16 protein-coding genes are annotated in these 21,550 nt (G+C 72.2%); 12 read left to right on the top strand and 4 right to left on the bottom strand.

Going from position 1 to position 21,550, the window contains the following annotated elements:
* On the bottom strand, positions 1-1,501 hold a 1,501-nt coding region (locus G5C51_RS25800; protein ID WP_240929918.1), incomplete at its 3' end, for a gamma-glutamyltransferase family protein.
* 120 nt (positions 1,502-1,621) lie between these two features.
* Between G5C51_RS25800 and G5C51_RS25805 the strand changes: the two genes are divergently transcribed.
* The 7 genes from G5C51_RS25805 (at position 1,622) to G5C51_RS25835 (ending at position 13,170) form a co-directional block, all read left to right on the top strand.
* The gene (locus G5C51_RS25805) at positions 1,622-3,406 is read left to right on the top strand and encodes a serine/threonine-protein kinase (RefSeq protein ID WP_240929919.1); all 1,785 of its coding nucleotides are present in this window, start codon (positions 1,622-1,624) and stop codon (positions 3,404-3,406) included.
* 214 nt (positions 3,407-3,620) lie between these two features.
* Positions 3,621-6,374 (top strand): protein kinase, encoded by a 2,754-nt coding sequence (locus tag G5C51_RS25810; RefSeq protein WP_165240605.1) that lies wholly within the window; start codon positions 3,621-3,623, stop codon positions 6,372-6,374.
* Positions 6,374-7,288 carry an aminoglycoside phosphotransferase family protein gene (locus G5C51_RS25815; protein ID WP_165240606.1) on the top strand — a complete coding sequence of 305 codons (915 nt, stop codon included), beginning with the start codon at positions 6,374-6,376 and terminating at the stop codon, positions 7,286-7,288. Before G5C51_RS25810 ends, G5C51_RS25815 begins: the two co-directional genes overlap by 1 nt.
* A 52-nt stretch (positions 7,289-7,340) precedes the next feature.
* Entirely contained in the window at positions 7,341-8,597 is a 1,257-nt protein-coding gene (locus G5C51_RS25820) for an APC family permease (RefSeq protein ID WP_420824854.1), read from the top strand.
* On the top strand, positions 8,594-9,592 hold the full coding sequence (locus tag G5C51_RS25825) for a DNA glycosylase AlkZ-like family protein (protein ID WP_165240607.1): 999 nt from the start codon (positions 8,594-8,596) through the stop codon (positions 9,590-9,592). The genes G5C51_RS25820 and G5C51_RS25825 overlap by 4 nt, the downstream gene beginning before the upstream one ends.
* Positions 9,593-9,685: 93 nt before the next feature.
* Positions 9,686-11,290, top strand: coding sequence for a succinic semialdehyde dehydrogenase (locus tag G5C51_RS25830; protein ID WP_165240608.1), 1,605 nt, complete (start codon positions 9,686-9,688; stop codon positions 11,288-11,290).
* 56 nt (positions 11,291-11,346) lie between these two features.
* Positions 11,347-13,170: a GMC oxidoreductase gene (locus tag G5C51_RS25835; RefSeq protein ID WP_165240609.1), complete on the top strand. Its 1,824-nt coding sequence runs from the start codon at positions 11,347-11,349 to the stop codon at positions 13,168-13,170.
* A 333-nt stretch (positions 13,171-13,503) separates the two neighbouring features.
* On the opposite strand, the gene G5C51_RS25840 is transcribed toward G5C51_RS25835, so the two are convergent.
* Positions 13,504-13,791, bottom strand: coding sequence for a chorismate mutase (locus G5C51_RS25840; protein WP_165240610.1), 288 nt, complete (start codon positions 13,789-13,791; stop codon positions 13,504-13,506).
* Positions 13,792-14,062: 271 nt separating this feature from the next.
* On the opposite strand from G5C51_RS25840, the gene guaA reads away from it, so the two are divergent.
* The 3 genes from guaA (at position 14,063) to G5C51_RS25855 (ending at position 17,726) form a co-directional block, all read left to right on the top strand.
* The gene (gene guaA / locus G5C51_RS25845; protein ID WP_165240611.1) at positions 14,063-15,643 is read left to right on the top strand and encodes a glutamine-hydrolyzing GMP synthase; all 1,581 of its coding nucleotides are present in this window, start codon (positions 14,063-14,065) and stop codon (positions 15,641-15,643) included.
* Positions 15,644-15,826: 183 nt separating this feature from the next.
* A complete protein-coding gene (locus G5C51_RS25850; protein WP_420824855.1) occupies positions 15,827-17,059 on the top strand; it encodes a hypothetical protein in 1,233 nt (410 codons plus the stop codon).
* A 103-nt stretch (positions 17,060-17,162) separates the two neighbouring features.
* Positions 17,163-17,726 (top strand): DoxX family protein, encoded by a 564-nt coding sequence (locus tag G5C51_RS25855; protein ID WP_165240612.1) that lies wholly within the window; start codon positions 17,163-17,165, stop codon positions 17,724-17,726.
* On the opposite strand, the gene G5C51_RS42590 is transcribed toward G5C51_RS25855, so the two are convergent.
* Both G5C51_RS42590 and G5C51_RS25865 read right to left on the bottom strand, forming a co-directional pair.
* The gene (locus G5C51_RS42590) at positions 17,723-18,082 is read right to left on the bottom strand and encodes a hypothetical protein (protein WP_206314327.1); all 360 of its coding nucleotides are present in this window, start codon (positions 18,080-18,082) and stop codon (positions 17,723-17,725) included. The two genes, G5C51_RS25855 and G5C51_RS42590, sit on opposite strands and share 4 nt — an antisense overlap.
* Positions 18,063-19,376, bottom strand: a complete 1,314-nt coding sequence (locus G5C51_RS25865; RefSeq protein ID WP_165240613.1) for a PspC domain-containing protein — start codon at positions 19,374-19,376, stop codon at positions 18,063-18,065. Before G5C51_RS25865 ends, G5C51_RS42590 begins: the two co-directional genes overlap by 20 nt.
* Before the next feature lie 143 nt (positions 19,377-19,519).
* On the opposite strand from G5C51_RS25865, the gene G5C51_RS25870 reads away from it, so the two are divergent.
* Positions 19,520-20,770, top strand: coding sequence for an ATP-binding protein (locus G5C51_RS25870; RefSeq protein ID WP_165240614.1), 1,251 nt, complete (start codon positions 19,520-19,522; stop codon positions 20,768-20,770).
* Positions 20,767-21,474: a LuxR C-terminal-related transcriptional regulator gene (locus tag G5C51_RS25875; RefSeq protein WP_165240615.1), complete on the top strand. Its 708-nt coding sequence runs from the start codon at positions 20,767-20,769 to the stop codon at positions 21,472-21,474. Before G5C51_RS25870 ends, G5C51_RS25875 begins: the two co-directional genes overlap by 4 nt.
* The last annotated feature ends 76 nt before the right edge of the window (positions 21,475-21,550 follow it).

Raw genomic sequence — 21,550 nt, forward strand, 5'->3', positions numbered from 1 at the left:
CCCGCACCTCATGCCCCCGACCCCGCACCGCCGCCAGGGTCTCCGCCCCCAGTCGCGACTCCGCCCGGAGCTCATCCGGCTGGCCGAGGACATCGGCATCGCTGCCCGGATGGATCGTGAACCGAGGAGCGTCCACCGCCGCCTGGGGATCCAGGCCATGGTCGATCAGGTGCGACAGCAACTGCGTATTCCACTGCACCTGCCCATCCCCGCCAGGCGTGCCGCCAACATGCTCGAGCCGATCCGCCTCATCCGTGACCAGCCAGGCATTCAGCGTGTGCAGCGGCCGCCGGCGCGGCTGCACCGCGTTCGGATGCCCTTCGATCAGGTACGCACCCCGCCCCAGGCGGTTGTTGAGGAGCACCCCCGTCCCCGGCAGGGTCGTCTTCGAGCCGAACGTGAAGGCCAGCGAGTGGATCAGGCTCACCGCTCGCCCCTCGGCGTCGACCGCGGTCAGGTACGTCGTGTCCCCATCCGCCGCCCCCGCATATCCGCGCGGAAGATCCCCCGACGAGATACGAGCCCACTGCTCCGCCAACGACTCCGCCGTCAGTGCCTCCCGCCACACCTCCGTATCGCTGCTGCACCTCTCCACCCGATCGGCAAAGGACAGTCGCGCCGCAGCCGCGAACAGGTGGATCGCCTCGTCACCCAGCCAAGGGAGGTCACCCAGGCGCCCGTTCAGCAGAGCGGCCTGATGCAGCACCATCCAGCCCGGCGTGGGGAGCGGGGTCTGGTGAATCGTGCGGCCGCCGCCGTACGACCCGGTGATGGCCGGCTGCGGCGTCACCTCGCCGCACAGCGCCCACTCTTCCCCGCTGAACGGGGCGCCCATGGCGCGCAGTTCAGCCACCGCTCGCTCGGCGAAGGCGCCCGTATAGAAGCCCCCCGGGTCAGCCGCCAGCTCCCGCAGCGTCCGAGCCAGGGCCGGCTGCGGCAGGCGCTGCCCCACCGCCGGCGCCTCACCACCCGGCAGCAGCACCCCCGCCGCCTCCGCGTCCCCCTTCAGCGCCGCAGCCGTCTCCACGATGTCGCCGCGGGTCTTGGCCGTGCACGGCAAGCCCCGCTCCGCGGCCCGTACCGCCCCCGCCCACAGATGGGACAGCTCACGTGAGGCGCCCTCGGCATGCAGGGCGGCGAGGGCGGCCGGGGCGCCGGGGACGGCCACCGACAGCGGGCCCGAGATCGGGACTGCCGTGAGGCCTTTGTCCGTATAAAAGGTGAAGTCGGCGCCGTCGGGGCCGTATCCGCTGCCGCCCACCGTCCAGACCCGGCCGTCCGGCTCGCGGACCACGGCGAAGGCGTCGCCGCCGATGCCGCACATGCCGGGCAGGGCGAGCCAGGACATGGCGGTCATGGCGAGGGCGGCGTCGACGGCGTTGCCGCCGTCGGCGAGGACGGAGGCGCCCGCGAAGGTGACCGCGGGGTGGCTGGAGGCGGCCATGCCGGTGGTGGAGAGGACGGGGGTGCGCGGGGGAGCGTCAGTCTGCGGAACGGGCATGCGGGGAGTATGCGTCACAGGTCTGTCCCAAGGCACGGGGCGGTGGACCCGGGGCTTCCGCTGTCGGTGCCATGGGACACAATGGAGGCTCTGCCGGGGGGCGGTTTACAGAGGGGTTTCATGGGCGGCGAAGGGGACAACGACAAGCTGCTGGCCGGGAGATATCGGCTGGGTGAGGTGCTGGGCCGTGGCGGCATGGGCACGGTCTGGCGGGCCCGGGACGAGGTGCTGGGCCGGACCGTCGCGGTCAAGGAGCTGCGCTTTCCGTCGAGTGTGGATGACGAGGAGAAGCGGCGGCTCATCACGCGTACCTTGCGCGAGGCCAAGGCGATCGCCCGGATCCGGTCGACCGGTGCCGTCACCGTCTATGACGTGGTGGACGAGGACGACCGCCCCTGGATCGTGATGGAGCTGATCGAGGGCCGGTCTCTCGCCGAAGTCACCCGGGAGGACGGGCCGCTGACGCCGCGGCGGGCCGCCGAGGTGGGCATCGCCGTGCTCGATGTGCTGCGGGCCGCGCATGCGCAGGGGATTCTGCACCGTGATGTGAAGCCGTCCAATGTCCTTATCTCGGATGACGGTCGGGTGGTGCTGACGGACTTCGGCATTGCTCAGGTCGAGGGGGATCCGTCGATCACGTCGACCGGGATGCTCGTCGGGGCGCCGTCCTATATTTCGCCGGAGCGGGCGCGGGGGCATCGGCCGGGGCCCGCGTCGGATCTGTGGTCGCTGGGTGGGCTGTTGTACGCCGCGGTGGAGGGGCATCCGCCGTACGACCACGGGTCGGCCATAGCGACGCTGACGGCCGTGATGACCAAGGCCTTCGATCCGCCGAAGAATGCCGGGCCGCTGGCCGAGGTCATTTACGGGCTGCTGATCAAGGATCCGGAGCAGCGGCTGGACGACCGGGGCGCGCGCGCCCTGCTCGAGTACGCGGTGAACGCGCCCGAGGAGGCCGTCGAGCCGGCGGCGGAGCTGGATGCCACCAAGGTGGTGCCGCTGCCGCCCGCGCCGGCGGCGGAGGCGGCTGCCGAGCCGGCCGCCGAGTCCGCTTCGGCTTCGGCGGCCGAGACCGCCGCGCGGCCGGCGGCTCCGGCGCGGCCCGCGGGGCCGGGGGCCGGGGAGCGGGCGGCCGCGCTCGGGGCCGTTGCGGTGCGGCGGGTCGCGGCGTTGCCGCGGCGGACGCTGATGGTGATCGCGGGGGCGCTGGCGCTGGTCGTGCTCGGCACGGTGCTGGCCGTGGCGTTGAGCGGCGGTGACGGTGGCGGCAAGGACGGCGGCGCCCAGGGGGGCGGCAAGTCGACGGCCGGAGCCGGCGAGGGGGAGAAGAAGGACCAGGACAAGGAGCAGGAGAAGGGGGAAGGCGGCGAGGGGCAGGGCTCCGGGGCCGGTGAAGGGGAGAAGGAGCCCGAGAAGCCGGACGAGAAGCAGCCGGACAAGGGTGGCGTGCCCGCCGGGTATCACACGGTGTCTGCTGGGGAGTTCCACTTCTCCATAGCCCTGCCCAAGGGGTGGAAGCGCACGGGGACGACCTCGGGGGGCGGCGGCGCGATCTTCAGCGGGGGCGACCGGTTCCCGCGGATCCAGGTCGACTACACCGGCAAGCCCGGTGGTGACGCGCTCGCGGCGTGGAAGGCCAACGAGCCGGCCGTCCGCGGTTCGAGCGACGGGTACCGGCGCCTCAGCCTTGGCGCGACCGAGTGGCGCGGCTATCCGTCGGTCGCCGACTGGCAGTTCCTGCGCACCTCGTACGGGCAGAAGACCCGGGTGCTCAACCGCGGCGTCGTGGTGGACGATTCGCATGGCTACGCGATCATGATCACCTGCCCGGCGGGTGGCTGGGACGGTGCGGAGTGCCGCACGCTGCGTAACGCCGCTTTCGCGTCCTTCAAGGTGGTGGACTGAGCCGGGGCCGTCGGACGGGGCGCTTCCGGCCAGTTCCCGGGAGTCCTGCAGTACGGGGCTCATGGGCCCGGGTGAGCACGTATGGTGATAGTCCGCGGACGGTACGCATCCGCAATGCGCGTCAATCTGACCGTATTTGACGCGCTTCCATCCAGAATATTCTTGACCACCTTCTGATTTCCGGCACGCTCTGCATGCCCTGTGGGGAGGCGCTGTGGACGACTACGCGGGTCGGGTGCTCGCCGGCCGCTACCGCCTGCCGTTGCCCGCGTCCGACGAGGAGGAGCTCGTCGAGACCCGTGCCCTGGACACCGCGAGTGGCCAGGAGGTCCTGGTGCGGCAGGTGCCGCTGCCCGAGGTGGTGGACGCGGAGCTGATCGAGGACTCGGTGGGTCCGGCGGCGGCCGGGCGCGCGGACGACGGGGTGGACGCGGTCGTGCAGCGGGCGCTGGACGCGGCCCGCGCGGCGGCGGCGATACCCGACCATCCGCGTCTCGACCAGGTCTTCGACGTCTTCGCGGAGGACGGCAGTCTGTGGGTGGTCAGCGAACTGGTGCCGGCGCGGCCGCTCGCCGCGCTGCTGCGCGAGCGCCCGCTGAGCCCGTATCGCGGCGCCGAGGTCGCCGCCGACATCCTCACGGCGCTGCGCGCCCTGCACGCGCACGGCTGGGCGCACCGGAACATCACCCCGCGGACCGTCCTGGTCTGCGAGGACGGACGCATCGTCCTCACCGGACTCGCGTCGGGCGCGGCGGAGGAAGCCCTGTGCGGCTTCGACCCGCTGCCCCCGCCGCCGGGATGGGGTGAGGCACCACGTCCGACGGGGAGTCCGGGGCCGCCGCCGGAGGCGGGGTACCCGGGCAGCGCGGGCGGTGGGAATTCCGCGCGGCGGCGACGGGGCGGCGGCCGGGCTTTAGCACAGGGCGGGAGGCTGCCGCGGCTGCCGGATCCGGTGCCGGTGCCGGGCTCCGGATTCCTGCCCGCGCGCCCGGAGATCGCGGCGTCGCGGGAGGGCGCGGGTAGCGCCCATGACGGCGGTGGCAATGCCCGCCCGCAGGATGACTATGTCGTACCACCGGGCGGCTTGGGTACGGGTGCCGCGGCCAGGGGCGGGCCGGGCGGTGGCGTACCGCCGCAGCGGGGTGCTGCTCCGCCGGGCCGGCGATCCGGCTGGCCGGAGTCCGCGATGGGCGGTGAGGCGCGATCGCACGGCGGAGTTGCGGCGCACGGCCACGCCGACGAAGGCTATGGCCCCGGGCGGGCCGGGTCGGTGGCGGCCGCGATGCAGCGGGCGCGCGCTCGCGCGCAGGAAGCGGCCCGGGTGGTCGCCGGACCCGAGTATGCGGATCAGATCGGCGCTGACCGGGGTGCCGGGGTGGGCGACGGTGGCGACTACGGCCGTTCCGGCGGCCACGAAGCCGGCGACCGCCACTCCGAAGGTGCCCCCGGGCCCGGCGAGGCCACGTACGGCGGCAGTCTCCCCGGTGCGCGCCCCGATGCATCCATCGCGGTGCCGCTGCCGGGCGGTGCGCTCGGGTCCTCCGGCCTGACCAAAGGGTCGCCGGACGCTGCCGGGCAACCGGCTGCTCCCCAGCCCGACGCTTATGCCGACTTCGAGGACGATGCCCCCCACGCCTACCGCGGTCCCACCACCCGTCTCGCCGCCGAGCGGGCTCGGCATGCGCGGATGACCATGGTCGGGGCTGTCACCGAGCGGTGGGCGCCGGAGCAGGCCGGGACGGTGCATGAGCATTGGCAGTTGGCGCCGCCGGTGGGGCCTGCGGCTGATCTGTGGGCGCTCGGGGCGTTGCTTTTTCGGGCTGTGCAGGGGCATTCGGCTTATCCCGAGGAGAATGTCGGCGAGCTGGTGCAGATGGTGTGCTCCGAGCCGCCGGCCGTCGCCGAGGAGTGCGGGGCGCTGCGGCCCGTGGTCGAGTCGCTGTTGCGGCAGGATCCCACCGAGCGGCCGGACTTCGAGGAATTGCGGGGCTGGCTGCGGTCGTTGATCCGTACCGCGCCCGAGCCGGAGATCGGGTCCCGTACGGTCACCGTGCCCACCGTCGGCCCTGGGCGCCGTCCCGGCGCCGCCCTCGGCGCGGGGCGTTCCGATCCGCGGCGGCTGCCGGTGCTGCGCCGCCGCGGCGAGCTGGTGCGGCGGCGGCGCAGTGAGGCGCCGGTGCCGTTGCACGGCAAGCACCGGCGCGGCGGTGGTGAGCGGGAGAAGAAGAAGCGCGGTCGCGGGCCGCGCAGCCTCGGCCGTACGCTCATCGCGCTGGTCTTCCTGGCGATGGCGGCGGTGATCGCGTACGCCGTGGCGTTCATGCCCAAGGCCGGCGAGAACGGGTCCGCGGGCGAGCAGCGCCGCGGCGCGATCGGCGGCGCGCGGGAGTCCGCGTCGGCCGCCGAGCCGCCGGCGGCGGCGCCCGGCGAGGGCGAGGACGAGGGCAAAAAGGACGACGACGGCGGCAAGTCCGCGCAGCAGTCGCCCACCGGCCCCGACCCCGCCGACCTGCCCAAGGGCTTCGAGCTGCGCAAGGACCGCGCGGGCTTCGAGCTCGCGGTCGACAAGGACTGGCGCCGCCTCGGCGAGAACGACCGCGGCCAGGTCAGGTATGTCGGCGGCGACTACGAGCTGGTCGTGGTCCCCGGCCGGGACACGGTCGCGAAGTACGGCAAGGACCCGATGGCGTACCAGCAGGACCGCGAGCCGGAGCTGGCGGCCTACCGGGACTCCTCGGACTGGTCCACGGCCTCCGGGCTGCGCCGCATCGACGTCGGCGAACGGGCCTCGGCGGTCGGCGAGTTCACCTGGAAGGACAGCAGCGGGCGGGCCGTGTACGCCCGTAACGCCGCGATGATCCTCGACGGGCGCTATCACGTGGTGCAGGTGCTCGGGCCGGAGTCCGAGCGCAAGGAAATCTCCGTACTCTTCGAGCAGGCGACGAATACGTATCGCAAGATCGGGTGATGCGACCCGAGATTGATGGCGCCCTGGCGCGACGACTTGTCGATACGCAGTTCCCGCGGTGGGCCGGGCTTCCGCTGCGGCGGGTGCGGCCGGGCGGCTCCGACCATGTCATCTACCGGCTGGGCGCGGAGCTTTCGGTACGGCTGCCGCGCCACGACGGGGCCATCGGGCAGGCCAGGAAGGAGCTCGAGTGGCTGCCGCGGCTCGCGCCGCACCTGCCGCTGGCCGTCCCGGTGCCGGTGGCGGTGGGGGAGCCGGATTTCGGGTATCCGTGGGCGTGGGCGGTGTCCCGGTGGCTGGAGGGTGGGGTGGCTACCGTCGAGGCGCTGGGGGAGTCGGTGGAGACGGCGGTTGAGTTGGCGGAGTTCCTGGTCGCGTTGCAGGGGTTTGCGCCGGAGTGGGTGGGGGAGCTGGGCGGTCGTACGGAGCTTGGTGGCGGGTCGCTGGACGGTCGTACGGACCTCGCCGGCAGCTCGCTGGCCGAGCGGAATGCCTCGACGCGGGCGGCGATCGAGAAGGTGAGCGGAGACTTCGACGCGGGTGCGCTGCGGGAGTTGTGGGATGCCGCGCTCGGCGCGCCCGGGTGGGGGCGGGCGCCGGTGTGGTTTCACGGGGACTTTCACACCGGGAATCTGCTGACGGTGGACGGGCGGCTCAGCGCCGTCATCGACTTCGGTGGGCTCGGGATCGGGGATCCGGCGTGTGATCTGACGATGGCGTACACGCTGATGTCGGGGCCGAGCCGGGCCGTCTTCCGGGAGGCGCTCGGGGACTCGGTGGACGAGGCCACGTGGCTGCGGGGGCGGGGGTGGGCGCTGACGACGGGGTTGAGTGCGTATACGGCTTACGCCGACGGCAATCCGCGCATTGCTGCCGCTACGACGCGGCAGATCAGGGAGGCGCTGGTGGGGTGACCTCGCCCGCCTAGACTGGCCGCCCGACCGGCCGGCCGAAGGGATCAGGGACGTGAGCAGCGCGGCGTCGAACAACGAACTCGCCCGCCGGCTCGGCACCGGTGACGCTGTCGTCATCGGGCTGGGGTCCATGATCGGCGCCGGCATCTTCGCCGCACTCGCTCCTGCCGCCGGTGCGGCTGTCTCTGGGGCCGGGCTGCTTGTCGGGCTCGGCGTCGCCGCGGTTGTGGCGTATTGCAATGCCACTTCGTCGGCCCGGCTCGCTGCTCTTTATCCCGCTTCCGGTGGCACGTATGTCTACGGGCGTGAGCGGCTTGGGGACTTCTGGGGGTACCTGGCTGGGTGGGCCTTCGTCGTGGGCAAGACTGCGTCCTGTGCTGCGATGGCGCTGACTGTTGGCGCGTATGCGTGGCCGGAGCAGCGGCAGGCTGTTGCCGTCGCTGCTGTGGTCGCGCTCACTGCCGTCAATTACCGCGGGGTGCAGAAGTCCGCGTGGCTGACTCGGGTCATCGTGGCGGTGGTGCTTGCGGTGCTCGTGGCGGTGGTGGTCAGCGCGTTGGTGGGCGGGGCTGCCGATGCCGGGCGGCTCACTGCGGGTAGCGGGGCGAGTCCGCATGGGGTGCTGCAGGCTGCGGCGTTGCTGTTCTTTGCGTTCGCGGGGTATGCGCGGATCGCGACTCTGGGGGAGGAAGTCCGGGATCCGGGGCGTACGATCCCGCGGGCGATTCCGCTGGCGCTCGGGCTCACCCTGGTCGTGTACGCGTGCGTGGCCGGAGCTGTGCTGGCGGTGCTCGGGCCTGATCGGCTGGCTGATGCGACTGCGCCGCTTGCCGATGCGGCTCGGGCTTCGGGGGCGGAGTGGTTGGCGCCGGTGGTACGGGTTGGGGCTGCCGTCGCCGCTTTGGGTGCGTTGCTTGGCCTGATTCTTGGCATCTCCCGTACGACCTTGGCCATGGCTCGCGACCGTCATCTGCCGGGCGGGCTGGCTGCTGTGCATCCGCGCTTCGCCGTGCCGCATCGGGCGGAGCTGGCTGTGGGGGCGGTGGTCGCGGTGGTGGCGGCGACGGTGGATGTGCGGGGGGCGATCGGCTTCAGCTCCTTCGGGGTGCTGGTGTATTACGCGATCGCGAACGCGTCGGCGTGGACTCTGGGGGCGGAGGAAGGGCGGCCGCCGCGGGCGATTCCGGTGGTCGGGCTGGTCGGGTGCGTGGTGCTGGCCTTTGCGCTTCCGGGGACGTCCATCGCGGTCGGCGCGGGGGTGCTGGGGCTGGGAGCGGTGGCGTATGCCGTGCGGAAGGGGCGGGGGTGACGGGCGGCGCCGGCGGCAAGTCTGCCGACGTCCGTATCCGCCGCCTTCGCGCCCGGGCGCAGCTTGTCGGTGAGGGGGCTCGGGCTGGTGAGCCGGTCGATGTCCTTGAGCAGGTCTTTGCGGTGCAGGCGCAGGATGCCGGTGCTGCGGCGCTTGGGTTGCGGGCTCGGGGGGTGCGGGAGTGGGGGCAGGTTGCTGCTGCTTTGGAGGGGGAGCGGTCGGTTTTTCGTGGGTGGTTCATGCGGGGCACGTTGCATCTTGTGCCGGCTACGGATGCCCGTTGGCTGCTCGGGCTCTATGGGCCGCGCAATATTGCCGCCAATGCTCGTCGCTATCGCGAGCTCGGTCTCGATGATGCGCTGTGTGAGCGGGCGGAGCAGCTGCTTCTCAAGGCGGTCGTGGAGCATGGGCCGCTCACCCGCGCCGAGCTCACTGAGCGCCTTACCCGTGGTCTTGGCATCCCGGCCAAGGGGCAGGCGGCCATCCATCTCATCAGCCGCGCCTGTCTGGCGGGGCTGATCTGTCACGGGCCGGAGAAGGGTGGTGAGCAGGCGTTCGTCGCCCTCGGTGACTGGTTGCCGGAGGCGGGTGCGGTGCCGGGTGATCCGGTTGCGGAGCTGGCCCGGCGTTACGGTCGTGCCTATGGGCCCGCCGACGCGGAGGACTTTGCCGTGTGGTCGGGGCTGCCTAAGTCGATGGCTCGTGCGGCCTGGGAGCCGGTCGCGCCGGATCCGCTGCCGGGGCGCCGCGAGGCCGATGTCCGGCTCCTCCCCATGTACGACGGTCACTGGCTCGGCCATCGCGATCGCAACGGGGCCGATGGGCGGATCCGGCCGGGCGGGGGCCAGATCCGCGCGGCGGTCGTCGCTGACGGGGCTGCCGTCGGCACCTGGAGCCGGCCGGGTGGCACGGTCCGTATCGATCTCTTCGGGGAGGCCGGTTCCGTCGCCGTCGAGGCCGAACAGGCCGCCGTGACGCGCTTTCTTCATCCGTAACCGAACAAACCTGCCAGCAATTGCTGGCAGATTCCGTGAAGAGTGGTTACCGGCGGGTACCCAAGGCGTCACGAGACGCCTACCCTCGGCTGCATGACGGACACGCAGGTCGTAGGCAACCCCACCGCAGCCGCCCCCGCGGGCGGCACCCGCACTGCCCAAGATGTCGTCACTCCCGACGTCGTCGCCCGGCTCACCCGCGGTGTCACCGGCTCCGGCGCCACCGCCAACCACACGCCGTTCACCGGAGAGAAGCTCGCCGATCTGCCGGAGTCGACGCCGGAAGACGTCGCCGCCGCCTTCGAGCGGGCGCGGGAGGCCCAGCGGGCCTGGGCCGCCACGCCGGTGCGCAGGCGCGCCGCGATTCTGCTGCGCTTCCACGATCTGCTGCTGCAGCGGCAGGGCGAGGTCCTCGACCTCATCCAGCTGGAGACCGGCAAGGCCCGGCTGCACGCGCACGAGGAGGTGCAGGCCGTCGCCGTCGCCGCCCGGCACTACGGGCGTAAGGCGCCGGCCTATCTCGGGCCGAAGCGGCACACCGGCGCCATCCCGACCCTCACCAAGGTCACCGAGCTGCGCCACCCGCGCGGTGTCGTCGGTCAGATCGCGCCCTGGAACTACCCCCTCGAGCTCTCCATCGGCGACGCCCTCCCCGCCTTCGTCGCGGGCAACGCCGTCGTGATGAAGCCCGACACCGAGACCGCGCTGACCGCACTGTGGGCGCGCGAGCAGCTCATCGAGGCCGGGCTGCCGGAGGCCGTGTGGCAGGTCGTCCTCGGGGACGGGCCCGTCGTCGGGCCCGAGCTCGTACGGCACGCGGACTACGTCTCCTTCACCGGCTCCACCCGCACCGGGCGGGAGGTCGCCCAGGGTGCTGCCGCCCGGCTGGTCGGCGTATCGCTCGAGCTCGGCGGCAAGAACGCCATGCTGGTGCTCAAGGACGCCGACCTCGACAAGGCGGCGGAGGGCGCGACCCGTGCGTGCTTCTCGTCCGCCGGGCAGCTGTGCATCTCCATCGAGCGGCTGTACGTCCACGACTCGGTCGCGGACGACTTCCTGCGCCGCTTCGCCGAGCAGACCAAGGCGCTCAAGCTCGGCAATCACCTCGGTTACGGGGCCGACATGGGCTCGCTCGTCGGCGAGCGGCAGATCGAGACCGTCAAGCGGCATGTGCAGGAGGCCGTCGACAAGGGCGCCAAGGTGCTGGCCGGTGGGCGCGAACGGCCTGACCTCGGGCCGTACTTCTACGAGCCGACGATTCTTGACGGCGTGCACGCGCCCATGTCCGTATGCGAGGAGGAGACCTTCGGACCCGTCGTCTCCATCTATCGCTTCCACGACGAGGACGACGCCGTCGCGCGTGCCAATGCCACGCCGTACGGCCTCAATTCGAGTGTCTGGACCAAGGACGGCCGCCGCGGCCGCGCCATCGCCGCCAAGCTGCGGACCGGCACGGTGAACGTGAACGAGGGCTACGCCTCCGCCTACGGCAGCGTGCAGTCGCCGATGGGCGGCATGGGCGACTCCGGGCTCGGGCGGCGACACGGCTCCGAGGGGATCCTCAAGTACACCGAGGCGCAGACCGTCGCGCAACAGCGCATTTTGCCGATGGCGCCGTCGATGGGCTTCACCGACGAGAAGTACGCGGCCTTCATGAGCCGCAGCCTGCGCCTGCTCAAGGCGGCGCGCTTCCGCTGAGCCGCCGGGAGCCGCCACCCCTATATCCGCACCAGTCCGCTCCGGGAGGGACACCCGTGTACGACTACGACGTGATCGTCATCGGTTCAGGCTTCGGCGGCTCGGTTTCCGCGCTGCGCCTGACCGAGAAGGGGTACAAGGTGGCCGTCCTGGAGGCCGGCCGCCGCTACACCCCGGAGACGCTGCCCAAGAACAGCTGGGATCTGCGCAGTTACCTGTGGGCGCCGAAGCTCGGGCTCTACGGGATCCAGCGCATCCACCTGATGTCGAATGTCATGATCCTGGCGGGCGCGGGGGTGGGCGGCGGCTCGCTCAACTACGCCAACACCCTGTACGTGCCGCCGGAGCCGTTCTTCCGCGACCGCCAGTGGGGACACATCACCGACTGGCAGCAGGAGCTCGCCCCGTACTACGAGCAGGCCCAGCGGATGCTCGGCGCCCGGCTCACCCCGGCCATGACGCCGTCCGACGTCGAGCTGAAGGCGGCGGCGGAGCGGATGGGCTGCGGGGACACCTTCCACATGGCGCCGGTGGGCGTCTTCTACGGCGACGGCAACGACGCCGACGGTGTGAAGGCAGGTCCTGGCGAGGAGGTCCCGGACCCGTTCTTCGGCGGGGCGGGCCCGTCCCGTAAGGCCTGCATGGAATGCGGCGAGTGCATGACCGGCTGCCGGCGCGGCGCGAAGAACACCCTCACCGAGAACTACCTCTACCTCGCGGAGCAGGCAGGCGCCGTCATCAAGCCGATGACGACCGTCAGCGAGGTGGCCGAGCACCCGGACGGCGGCTACACCGTCACCACCGTCCCGACCGACAAGCGCAAGCGCGGCAAGCGCACGACGCTGCGGGCCGAGAAGGTGGTGGTCGCGGCCGGCACGTACGGGACGCAGACGCTGCTGCACACGATGCGCGACACGGGGCGGCTGCCGCGGCTGTCGGCGAAGCTGGGCGAGCTGACCCGCACCAACTCCGAGGCGCTGACCGGGGCGTTCACCTTCCCGCGCGGCTGGCGGAAGCTGCGCGGCAAGGACGAGCAGCTGGACTTTACGCGGGGCGTGGCGATCACCTCGTCCATCCACCCCAATGAGTCCACGCACATCGAGCCGGTCCGCTACGGCAAGGGCTCGAACTTGATGGCGCTGATGTGCATACCGGGCTACCACAAGCGCAAGACGGCGGCGGGGCGCGCGCTTTCGGGCATCTTCCGCGGCTATCTGCGGCACCCGCTGGCGGTGCTGCGCATCCTCGGCAGCAACAAGTGGTCCGAGCGCACCATCATCGCGCTGGTGATGCAGACCAAGGACAATTCGCTGAATACGAGCCGGAAGAAGCGCGGCCTCTTCGGCAAGGGCCTGCTCACCGCCGAGCAGGGGCACGGCGAACCGAACCCCGTGCACATCCCGGAGGGCGCGACGGCGGCCCAGGAACTGGCCGACGCGATCGGCGGCGTCGCCGGCACCAACATCGGCGAGATCATGAACTCCCCGCTCACCGCCCACTTCCTCGGCGGCTGCCCGATCAGCGACTCGGCGGACGGCGGCGTCATCGACCCGTACCACCGGGTGTGGGGCCACCCCGGCATCTCGGTGGTCGACGGCTCCGCGGTCTCGGCGAACCTGGGGGTGAACCCGTCGCTCACGATCACCGCGCAGGCGGAGCGGGCGATGTCGCTGTGGCCCAACAAGGGCGAGGCGGACGGGCGTCCGGAGCAGGGGGCGGCGTACGAGCGCCTGGCGGCGGTGGAGCCGGTGCGGCCGACGGTGCCGAAGGAGGCGTACGGGGCGTTGCGACTGCCGGTGCTGCCCGTACCGAAGGTGCCGGCAAAGAAATCGAGCCTGTCGGCGGAGGCCGAGGCCAAATCAAGCCCGGCCGGCGCTTGAGGCCGAGCGCCGCAGGCGCGATATCCGCGCGCAGCGCGGCCCCGTAAAAAGACACAGTCGCGGTCGCTCCAAGGCGTCCCCAGGAGCGACCGCGACATCGCGGTGACCGGGCTGCTGTCCCCTGCTGTCCAGTCACCTGGGGGCGAGGTCCCACGACGCGCACCGCCGGAATGAGCTCAGCCGACGCGCCTCATCGCCCCTCGGGCCCGCCCGCCCTCGCACTGGGCAGGGCCGGCACGGACAACGGGTCCAACGAAGCCACCCCCACCCGGTAACGGGGTCGGCCCCCGCGCACCCGTAGCGCACGCGCGGGCCCCACGGCGCGCGCCGCCGTCACACGCGCCCGCGGCACAGCTCCAGCAGCGTCATGGCCAGCGCGGTCCCGGGGCGCCCGAGCTCGTCGCGGTACGTGCTGAGGATCTCCATCTCGCGGGAGAGGTTCACCCGCCGCCCGCCCGAGGCGATCCGGGCCTGCTGGATACGGGCCGAGACGGCCATCCGTTCCTGCACGAGCGCGATGATCCGCCCGTCCAGATCGTCGATCCGCTCGCGGGCGCCGCTGATCAGTTCCGCCGCCTCGCCGGTGTGGGCGCCGGTCCGCTCGGTAGCCGTGGTGCTCATCTCGTTCTCTCCTGTATGTCATCCCCGGAGAGCGGCCGGCCCTGCGGCGCCAACGCGAAGCGCCCCGGGCCTTTGCCGGCCCGGGGCGCCTGATGAAGTCGCGTGGAGTGGATCTACGCAGCGCGACCATGGCAGCCGGACGGGCCGGTGCCATAGGTAAAGAGGAAGCTGCGCTTGATCACGCCTGAAGTATGCCACGGCAAGGTGAACGGTGGCACGCCATTAGAATCAGAGGACATCTCCTCATCCACCCCGCCGGAAGGCCGCCGCAGTGGCATCAGCGACCCCCGAGACCCCCGACACCGTTCTCGTCGTCGACTTCGGCGCCCAGTACGCGCAGCTCATCGCCCGCCGCGTGCGCGAGGCCCGTATCTACAGCGAGATCGTGCCGTCCACCATGCCCGTGGCCGAGATCCTCGCGAAGAACCCCGCGGCGATCATCCTGTCCGGCGGCCCCTCCTCCGTCTACGCCGAGGGTGCCCCGGCCATGGACCGCGCGCTCTTCGAGGCCGGCGTCCCGGTCTTCGGCATGTGCTACGGCTTCCAGCTGATGGCGCAGACCCTCGGCGGCACGGTCGACAACGACGGCAGCCGCGAGTACGGCCGTACCGAGCTGACCGTCTCCCGCCCCGACTCCACCCTCTTCGAGGGCACCCCGGTCAAGCAGGACGTCTGGATGTCGCACGGCGACGCCTGCTCGGCCGCGCCCGAGGGCTTCATCGTCACCGCCGCCACGGACGGCGTCCCGGTGGCCGCCTTCGAGAACGACGCCAAGAAGCTCTTCGGCGTCCAGCACCACCCCGAGGTCATGCACTCGACCTACGGCCAGCAGGTCCTGGAGCACTTCCTCTACCGCGGCGCGGGCCTGAAGCCGACCTGGACCACGGCCAGCGTGGTCGAGGAGTCGGTGGCCGCCATCCGCGAGCAGGTGGGCAGCAAGCGCGCCATCTGCGGCCTGTCCGGCGGCGTGGACTCCGCGGTCGCCGCGGCCCTCGTCCAGAAGGCCATCGGGGACCAGCTGACCTGCGTGTACGTCGACCACGGGCTGATGCGCAAGGGCGAGTCGGAGCAGGTCGAGAAGGACTTCGTGGCGGCCACCGGCGTGCAGCTGAAGGTCGTCGAGGCCGAGGAGCGGTTCCTGTCCGCGCTCGCCGGGGTGTCCGACCCCGAGGAGAAGCGGAAGATCATCGGGCGCGAGTTCATCCGGGTCTTCGAGCAGGCGCAGGCGGAGATCGTCGCCGAGGCGCCGGGGGACCAGCCGGTCGAGTTCCTGGTGCAGGGCACCCTCTATCCGGACGTGGTCGAGTCCGGCGGCGGTACCGGCACGGCCAACATCAAGTCGCACCACAATGTCGGCGGGCTTCCCGAGGACCTCGAATTCCAGCTGGTCGAGCCGCTGCGGCGGCTCTTCAAGGACGAGGTCCGGATGGTCGGCAAGCAGCTCGGCCTGCCGGACGAGATCGTTCAGCGGCAGCCGTTCCCCGGGCCGGGGCTCGGCATCCGGATCGTCGGCGAGGTGACGAAGGAGCGGCTCGACCTGCTCCGTGACGCCGACGCCATCGCCCGCGAGGAGCTGACCGCGGCCGGCCTGGACACCGAGATCTGGCAGTGCCCGGTCGTGCTGCTCGCGGACGTCCGCAGCGTCGGCGTGCAGGGCGACGGGCGTACGTACGGCCATCCGATCGTGCTGCGCCCGGTCTCGTCGGAGGACGCCATGACGGCGGACTGGACGCGGATGCCGTACGACGTGCTGGCGCGGATCTCCACGCGGATCACCAATGAGGTGGCGGATGTCAACCGCGTCGTTCTCGACGTGACGTCGAAGCCGCCGGGCACCATCGAGTGGGAGTGACTTCCCTCCGCTGACGTCAACCATGCGCCGCCGCCCGACCTTTTCGGGTGGCGGCGTTGGCGTAACCAGCGACTATCAAGCTCTATGTCAATAAATCACCGTCCAACCCGCGGACCCGGCGGACGCGATCCCGGCCGGGTGCGGCACAATTCCGTTTCATCGCATGGACAGTTCAGTGCTGGCGTGGACGATCGGGTGGGGTGGCGTTGCAACGTGGCGGTGGAGGCGATGCCCGAGGAGCACGGAGAGCCGGGCAAGAGCGGCGGGCCCGCTGAGGACTTCGCACGGCAGCGGGACGGCTTCGCCGCGGGCGAGGGCGTGCCCGACGGCGTCGCGCACTCCGCCGGCGCCTCCCGGCAGTGGATCTCCGACGAGCTGACCCGCTCCGCGGACGAGCTCGCCGCGAAGGCGCGTGCGGCGGGCGAGGACTGGCTGCGCGGGCTGTGGCCGCGGACTGCGATCGTGGTCGGCGCCGGATACGTGGTTCTGGTCCTGATCGCGGGCCTCACCGCGATCGGCGCCGGCTGGACCGCCGCCCGCACCGCGGCGGTTGTCGCCGGGGCCGTCACCGGCGGCCTGCTTGCCGGCGCCGCCTGGCTGCACCGGGAGCGGGGCGGGGTGATCGCGCCGCTGGTCGGCGAGGACGGGCGGCTGTCCACGTCGCGGGCGGTGGCCGGGGGGTGGGTGGTCTTCGCCGCCTTCGCCGTGCTGCAGGCGGGCTTCGCGCACGCCTTCGGCGCGTCCGGGGCGAGCGGCGGCCGGCTCGGCGGGTTCGTCACCGTGCTGGCCGTGACCTGCGGCGTCGCGGTGCTCGCGCGGGGTGTGGTGGCCGTACGGCTGCGGGAGCACCATCTGCAGAAGGTGGCCGCGGACCGGCCGCGCGCCGCCGACCTGCTCACCGACGACTCCGGGCGCGGCAGCTTCCTCGACGCCGCGTACGCGCTCGTCTCGGCCGCCGTCCTGCTCTACGCCGCCGTGGCCCTCGGCCGCGCGCCCGCCGAGCCGCCGCACGTGCCGTGGGGGCTCGCGGGCGTCGTGTGCGTCGGGGCGGTCGCGTATCTCATCGGCAAGGTCATGGAGGGCGGGCGCCCGAAGGTGCTCTCGGTGGTGCGCGCCCGGGAGGCCGGCGATCTGCACGCGCCGGTCCGTAACGGCGACGACATCGAGGTCCGCGGCACCGCCTTCGTCCCGCCGGGCGCCACCAGCCCCGCGCAGCTGGCGCGGACGGTCGTACGGATCGGCGGGGTCGACGTCCACGTGCCGCTGATCCCGGTGGCCGGCGGCTTCGCGAACCCGTCGGACACCCGGCTGACCGTGCCGGTCCCCGCGGAGGTCGAGCCGGGCCGGGTGAAGGTCCTGGTGATCACGGCTTCCGGTGCGCGCTCCAACGCGGTGGAACTCGACATCGTCGACTGAAACGCGGGATCCCCGCGACTGAACGCTTCGGCGCCGGTCTTACGTACCCCTCCCCGCAGGCGAAACAATGTCCGAGCGGGACGGCGACGGGAGAGGCGGCACCATGACCCACGCGGATCGGACAGTCGGCATCGGCGGCTCCGGCCCCCTCGGAGGCGATCCACTCCCCGGATCCGGCCCGGGCGGCCGCCTCCGGGCCCAGGGCAGCGCCTTCGCGCTGCTGCCCCTGCGCCTCTTCCTCGGCATCACCTTCATCTACGCCGGCCTCGACAAACTCACCGACAAGGCCTTCCTCGACGAACGCGGCCCCGGCTCCCTCGCCGAACAACTCGACAACATCGAGAAGACCGCCGCCATCCAGGGCATGATCGACCTCGCCCAGAAGAACCCGCAGGCGGTCGGCTGGATGATCCTCCTCGGCGAACTGGCCGTCGGCATCGGCACCCTCCTCGGCCTCCTCGCCCGGGTGGCGGCGGCGGGCGGCGCCCTGATCTCGCTGTCGCTCTGGCTCACGGTGAGCTGGGCCGTCGAGCCGTACTACTACGGCAACGACCTCATCTACCTGATGGCCTGGCTCCCGCTGATCCTCGCGGGGGCGCCGTATTTGTCCCTCGATGCCCTGCTACGCCTCCGTCGCCGCCGATATGGCCAGCAACTGTTCGGTTAGCCCTGGCCGTCGCGGGGCTGATCGCCGGGCCCGGACCGCGCCTCGTCGGTGCCAAGGCGGTTGTATTCGCCGCGTAGTTGGTCCATGGGCATGGCCGGGAGGGTGTCCGGGGGTGGGATGGGGTCGTGGGTGGCTGCGGCGTCGGCGAGGCGGCGGCGGGTGCGGCCGGCGGCGTAGGTGACTGCGGCTACCAGGCCGGCCAGGGCGAGGCCCAGGGCTACGCAGAGGGGGAGTAGCCACCAGTAAGGGAGGGGCAGGTCGCCGGTTGCGGCGGCCGCGTACAGGGCGGCCGCCGTGAGCAGGACGAGGCCCGCGATGAGCTTGGCGGGTTCGAAGTCATGGCGTTGGCGTCGCACGGTCCACCTCCAGCTGTCCCACGCCGACCTCCAGGTCGAGGTTCAGGGTGCCGCGCGGCTTGCCGCCGTCGCGAGGGTGGATCGTGAGCTGTTCCTTCTGGTCCGGGCGGACGTCGACGTTCTTGTCGGTGTCCAGCGGGAGCTGGAGGTCGCCGACGCCGACATCGGCGCGGACCTCGATCCGCATGTCGTCGGGCACGATCACGTGCAGCCGGCCCGCGCCCACCTCCGCCTTGATGTCGGGCACCGACTCGCCCTTCTTCAGCTCCAGCGCGGACAGGTCGAGCCGGCCCTCGCCGGTGCCGAGTTCGTAGGACTCGTGCACATCCGCCGCCGCGGCCGGGCGCCAGGTCTCGCGCAGCCACTCCGCCTTGACGCCGTTCGGCAGCGCCAGCGTGCCCGCCAGCAGCGCCGTGGTGATCAGCGCCCAGACGACCGTGCCGCCGCCGGTGCGCCCGTACCAGGCGCTGATGACGAAGCCGAGGCCGAAGACGCCGAGCGCGGTGGCGAGGCCGATGGCGAGCGCGGTGGGCTGCGGCTCCGACTCCCAGGCGATCGCGCCGGCGGCGGCGCCGATGACGAGCGCGGCGAGGAAGGTCCAGCCGCCGATGCCGGCGGGGCCGCGGTCGGCGGCGTTACGGGCCGCCGGGCGCAGCTTCGAGAAGGACGGCCACCTGGACGCGGCGGCGACCGAGGCGTCGTCGTCCGGGCCCCAGAGGTAGCCGGTGGTGCCGTCCTTGGTCAGCGGGTCGCGCCACCACGACGGCGACTTCGGTACGGGCGGTGGCGCCGTCTCGGGCGGGGCGTCGGCGACCGCGTGCGCGGTGGCCTCGTCGGTGGGGATCTCGCCGGTCTCGGTCTCGCGGCGGTGCCGCGACCAGTACGCGGCGCCGGCGGTGACCAGGGCGAGCATCGCGGCGAAGGTGAGCACGCCGCCGCGGTTCAGCATCGACAGGAAGAGCCCGCAGCCGACCACCATGAAGAGGAGGGCGGTCAGGGCCTGGCCCTCGACGCGCCCCGAGAGCAGCCGGCGCGCCTCGTTCTCGCGGTCGCCCTCCAGCGGCAGCACCAGCCAGAGGATCCCGTACGCGACGAGCCCGAGCCCGCCGGTGATGGCGAGGACGCCGAGGACCACGCGGAAGATCAGCGGGTCCAGGTCGTAATAGCGGCCGAGGCCGCCGCAGACCCCGCCGAACGTCCGGTTCGGGGCACGCCGCCGCTCGAGCCCGGCCGGGGCGGCCTGCTCGGCTTCGGTCGCGTCCTCGGGGGGCGCCGACGGCGTAGTGCTGGTCATGCTCTCTATGGTGAGGCAGCGGACGGCCGGGCGGTATCGGCCACGACCCGGAGGTGCCCCTGACTTTGCCGCGGGTGTCTCAGGGCTCCTTAGGGGCTCAGCCCTGATGCCCGGACGCCCCCACCCGTGTGACTATCAGTGGCATGACCGCCCACGCCCCGACCGCCGCCGCCGAGACCGCCCCGCGGAAGCTGTACCGCAGCGCCGACGGCCGCATGCTGGGCGGCGTGGCGCGCGGGCTCGCCGGGCACCTCGGGGTGCCGGTGTCGTGGGTGCGGATCGTCTTCATCGTGCTGTGCATGACCGACGGGCTCGGGCTGCTGCTGTACGCGGTGTTCTGGTTCGTGGTGCCGCTCGGGCAGGGCGGCGTCGAGACGGCGGCTGTTACGCCCGGCGTCCGCAAGCGGCTGCGGCGGCCCGACCGGGGCCAGGTGCTCGCGATGATCGCGATGATCATCGGAGCCGGGATCTTCATCGGCGGCCTCGACCTAGGCCGTACGAACGCGGTCGTCTGGCCGCTGCTGCTGGTCGCCGCCGGCGTCGCGCTCGTCTGGCGGCAGGCCGACAACGCCCGCCGCGCCCACTGGGCCGAGGTCTCCCGCCGCCGCCGGCTGATCCCGCTCGCCCGCGGCGCGGCCGGCGTCGCGCTGACGCTGGCGGGCGTCTCGGCCATCTTCATCATCCAGGGCTCCACCCGGCACCTCGCCTCCGTGCTGCAGGCGTCCCTGGCCGTGCTGGTCGGCACGGCGCTGCTCGCCGGGCCCTGGCTCGTACGCATGGTGCAGGACCTCTCGGAGGAGCGCACGATGCGCATCCGCGCCCAGGAGCGCGCGGAGGTCGCGGCGCATGTGCACGACTCGGTGCTGCACACCCTGACCCTGATCCAGCGCAACGCCGACGAGCCCGGCGAGGTCCGCAAGCTGGCCCGCGCCCAGGAGCGCGAGCTGCGGGCGTGGCTCTACAAGCCCGAGGGCACCGGCAAGGAGGAGGCGGACGAGCCGGAGAAGCTGGCCGACGCGGTCCGTAAGACCGCGGCCGAGGTGGAGGACTATCACGGGGTGCCGGTGGAAGTCGTCTGCGTCGGCGACTGCGAGCTCGACGAGGCGCTGGCCGCACAGCTTCAGGCCGCGCGCGAGGCAATGGTGAACGCCGCGAAGTACGGTGGCGACGGCGGCCCGGTGCAGGTTTTCGCGGAGGTCGAGGGGCGGACGGTCTTCATCTCCGTACGGGACCGGGGTCCGGGCTTCGACCTGGATGCGGTACCTGCCGACAGAATGGGTGTACGCGAGTCCATCATCGGCAGGATGGAACGCAACGGCGGCACCGCCCGCCTGCGGGCCGTGCCGGACGGCGGCACGGAAGTGGAGCTTCAGATGGAGAGGGTCGCGACATGAGCGACGAGGTTGCTGAGGTCTCGCCGAGCGAGGGCGAGGGCAAGCGCCAGGTGCGGGTCGTGCTCGTCGACGACCACCGGATGTTCCGGGCCGGGGTGCAGGCGGAGATCGGCGTCACGGAGACGACGGGCGTCGATGTGGTCGGCGAGGCGGGTGACGTCGACCAGGCGGTCAATGTCATCACGGCCACGCGGCCGGAGGTCGTGCTGCTCGACGTGCATCTGCCGGGTGGCGGTGGGGTCGAGGTGCTGCGGCGGTGTGCGGCGCTGATGGCGGATGCGGAACGCCCGGTGCGGTTCCTGGCGCTGTCGGTGTCGGATGCGGCGGAGGATGTCATCGGGGTCATCCGGGGTGGGGCGCGCGGGTACGTCACCAAGACGATCACGGGGACGGATCTGGTGGGGGCGATCTTCCGGGTCTCGGACGGTGACGCGGTCTTCTCGCCGCGGCTGGCGGGGTTCGTGCTGGACGCCTTCGCGTCCACGGACGCGCCGCCGGTGGACGAGGATCTGGACCGGCTGACGCAGCGGGAGCGGGAGGTGCTGCGGCTGATCGCGCGGGGGTATGCGTACAAGGAGGTCGCGAAGCAGCTGTACATCTCGGTGAAGACGGTGGAGTCGCATGTGTCGGCGGTGCTGAGGAAGCTGCAGCTTTCCAACCGGCATGAGTTGACGCGGTGGGCTACGGCGCGACGGCTGGTGTGACCTGACGGGTGGGCGGGCGGCTGCCGGTCGCGCTGCGGGTTTCCGGCGCTGCGCGCCGGGGGGCTCTTCCCACCCA

The organism is Streptomyces coryli (assembly GCF_011044975.1).
Classification (GTDB): Bacteria; Actinomycetota; Actinomycetes; order Streptomycetales; family Streptomycetaceae; genus Streptomyces; species Streptomyces coryli.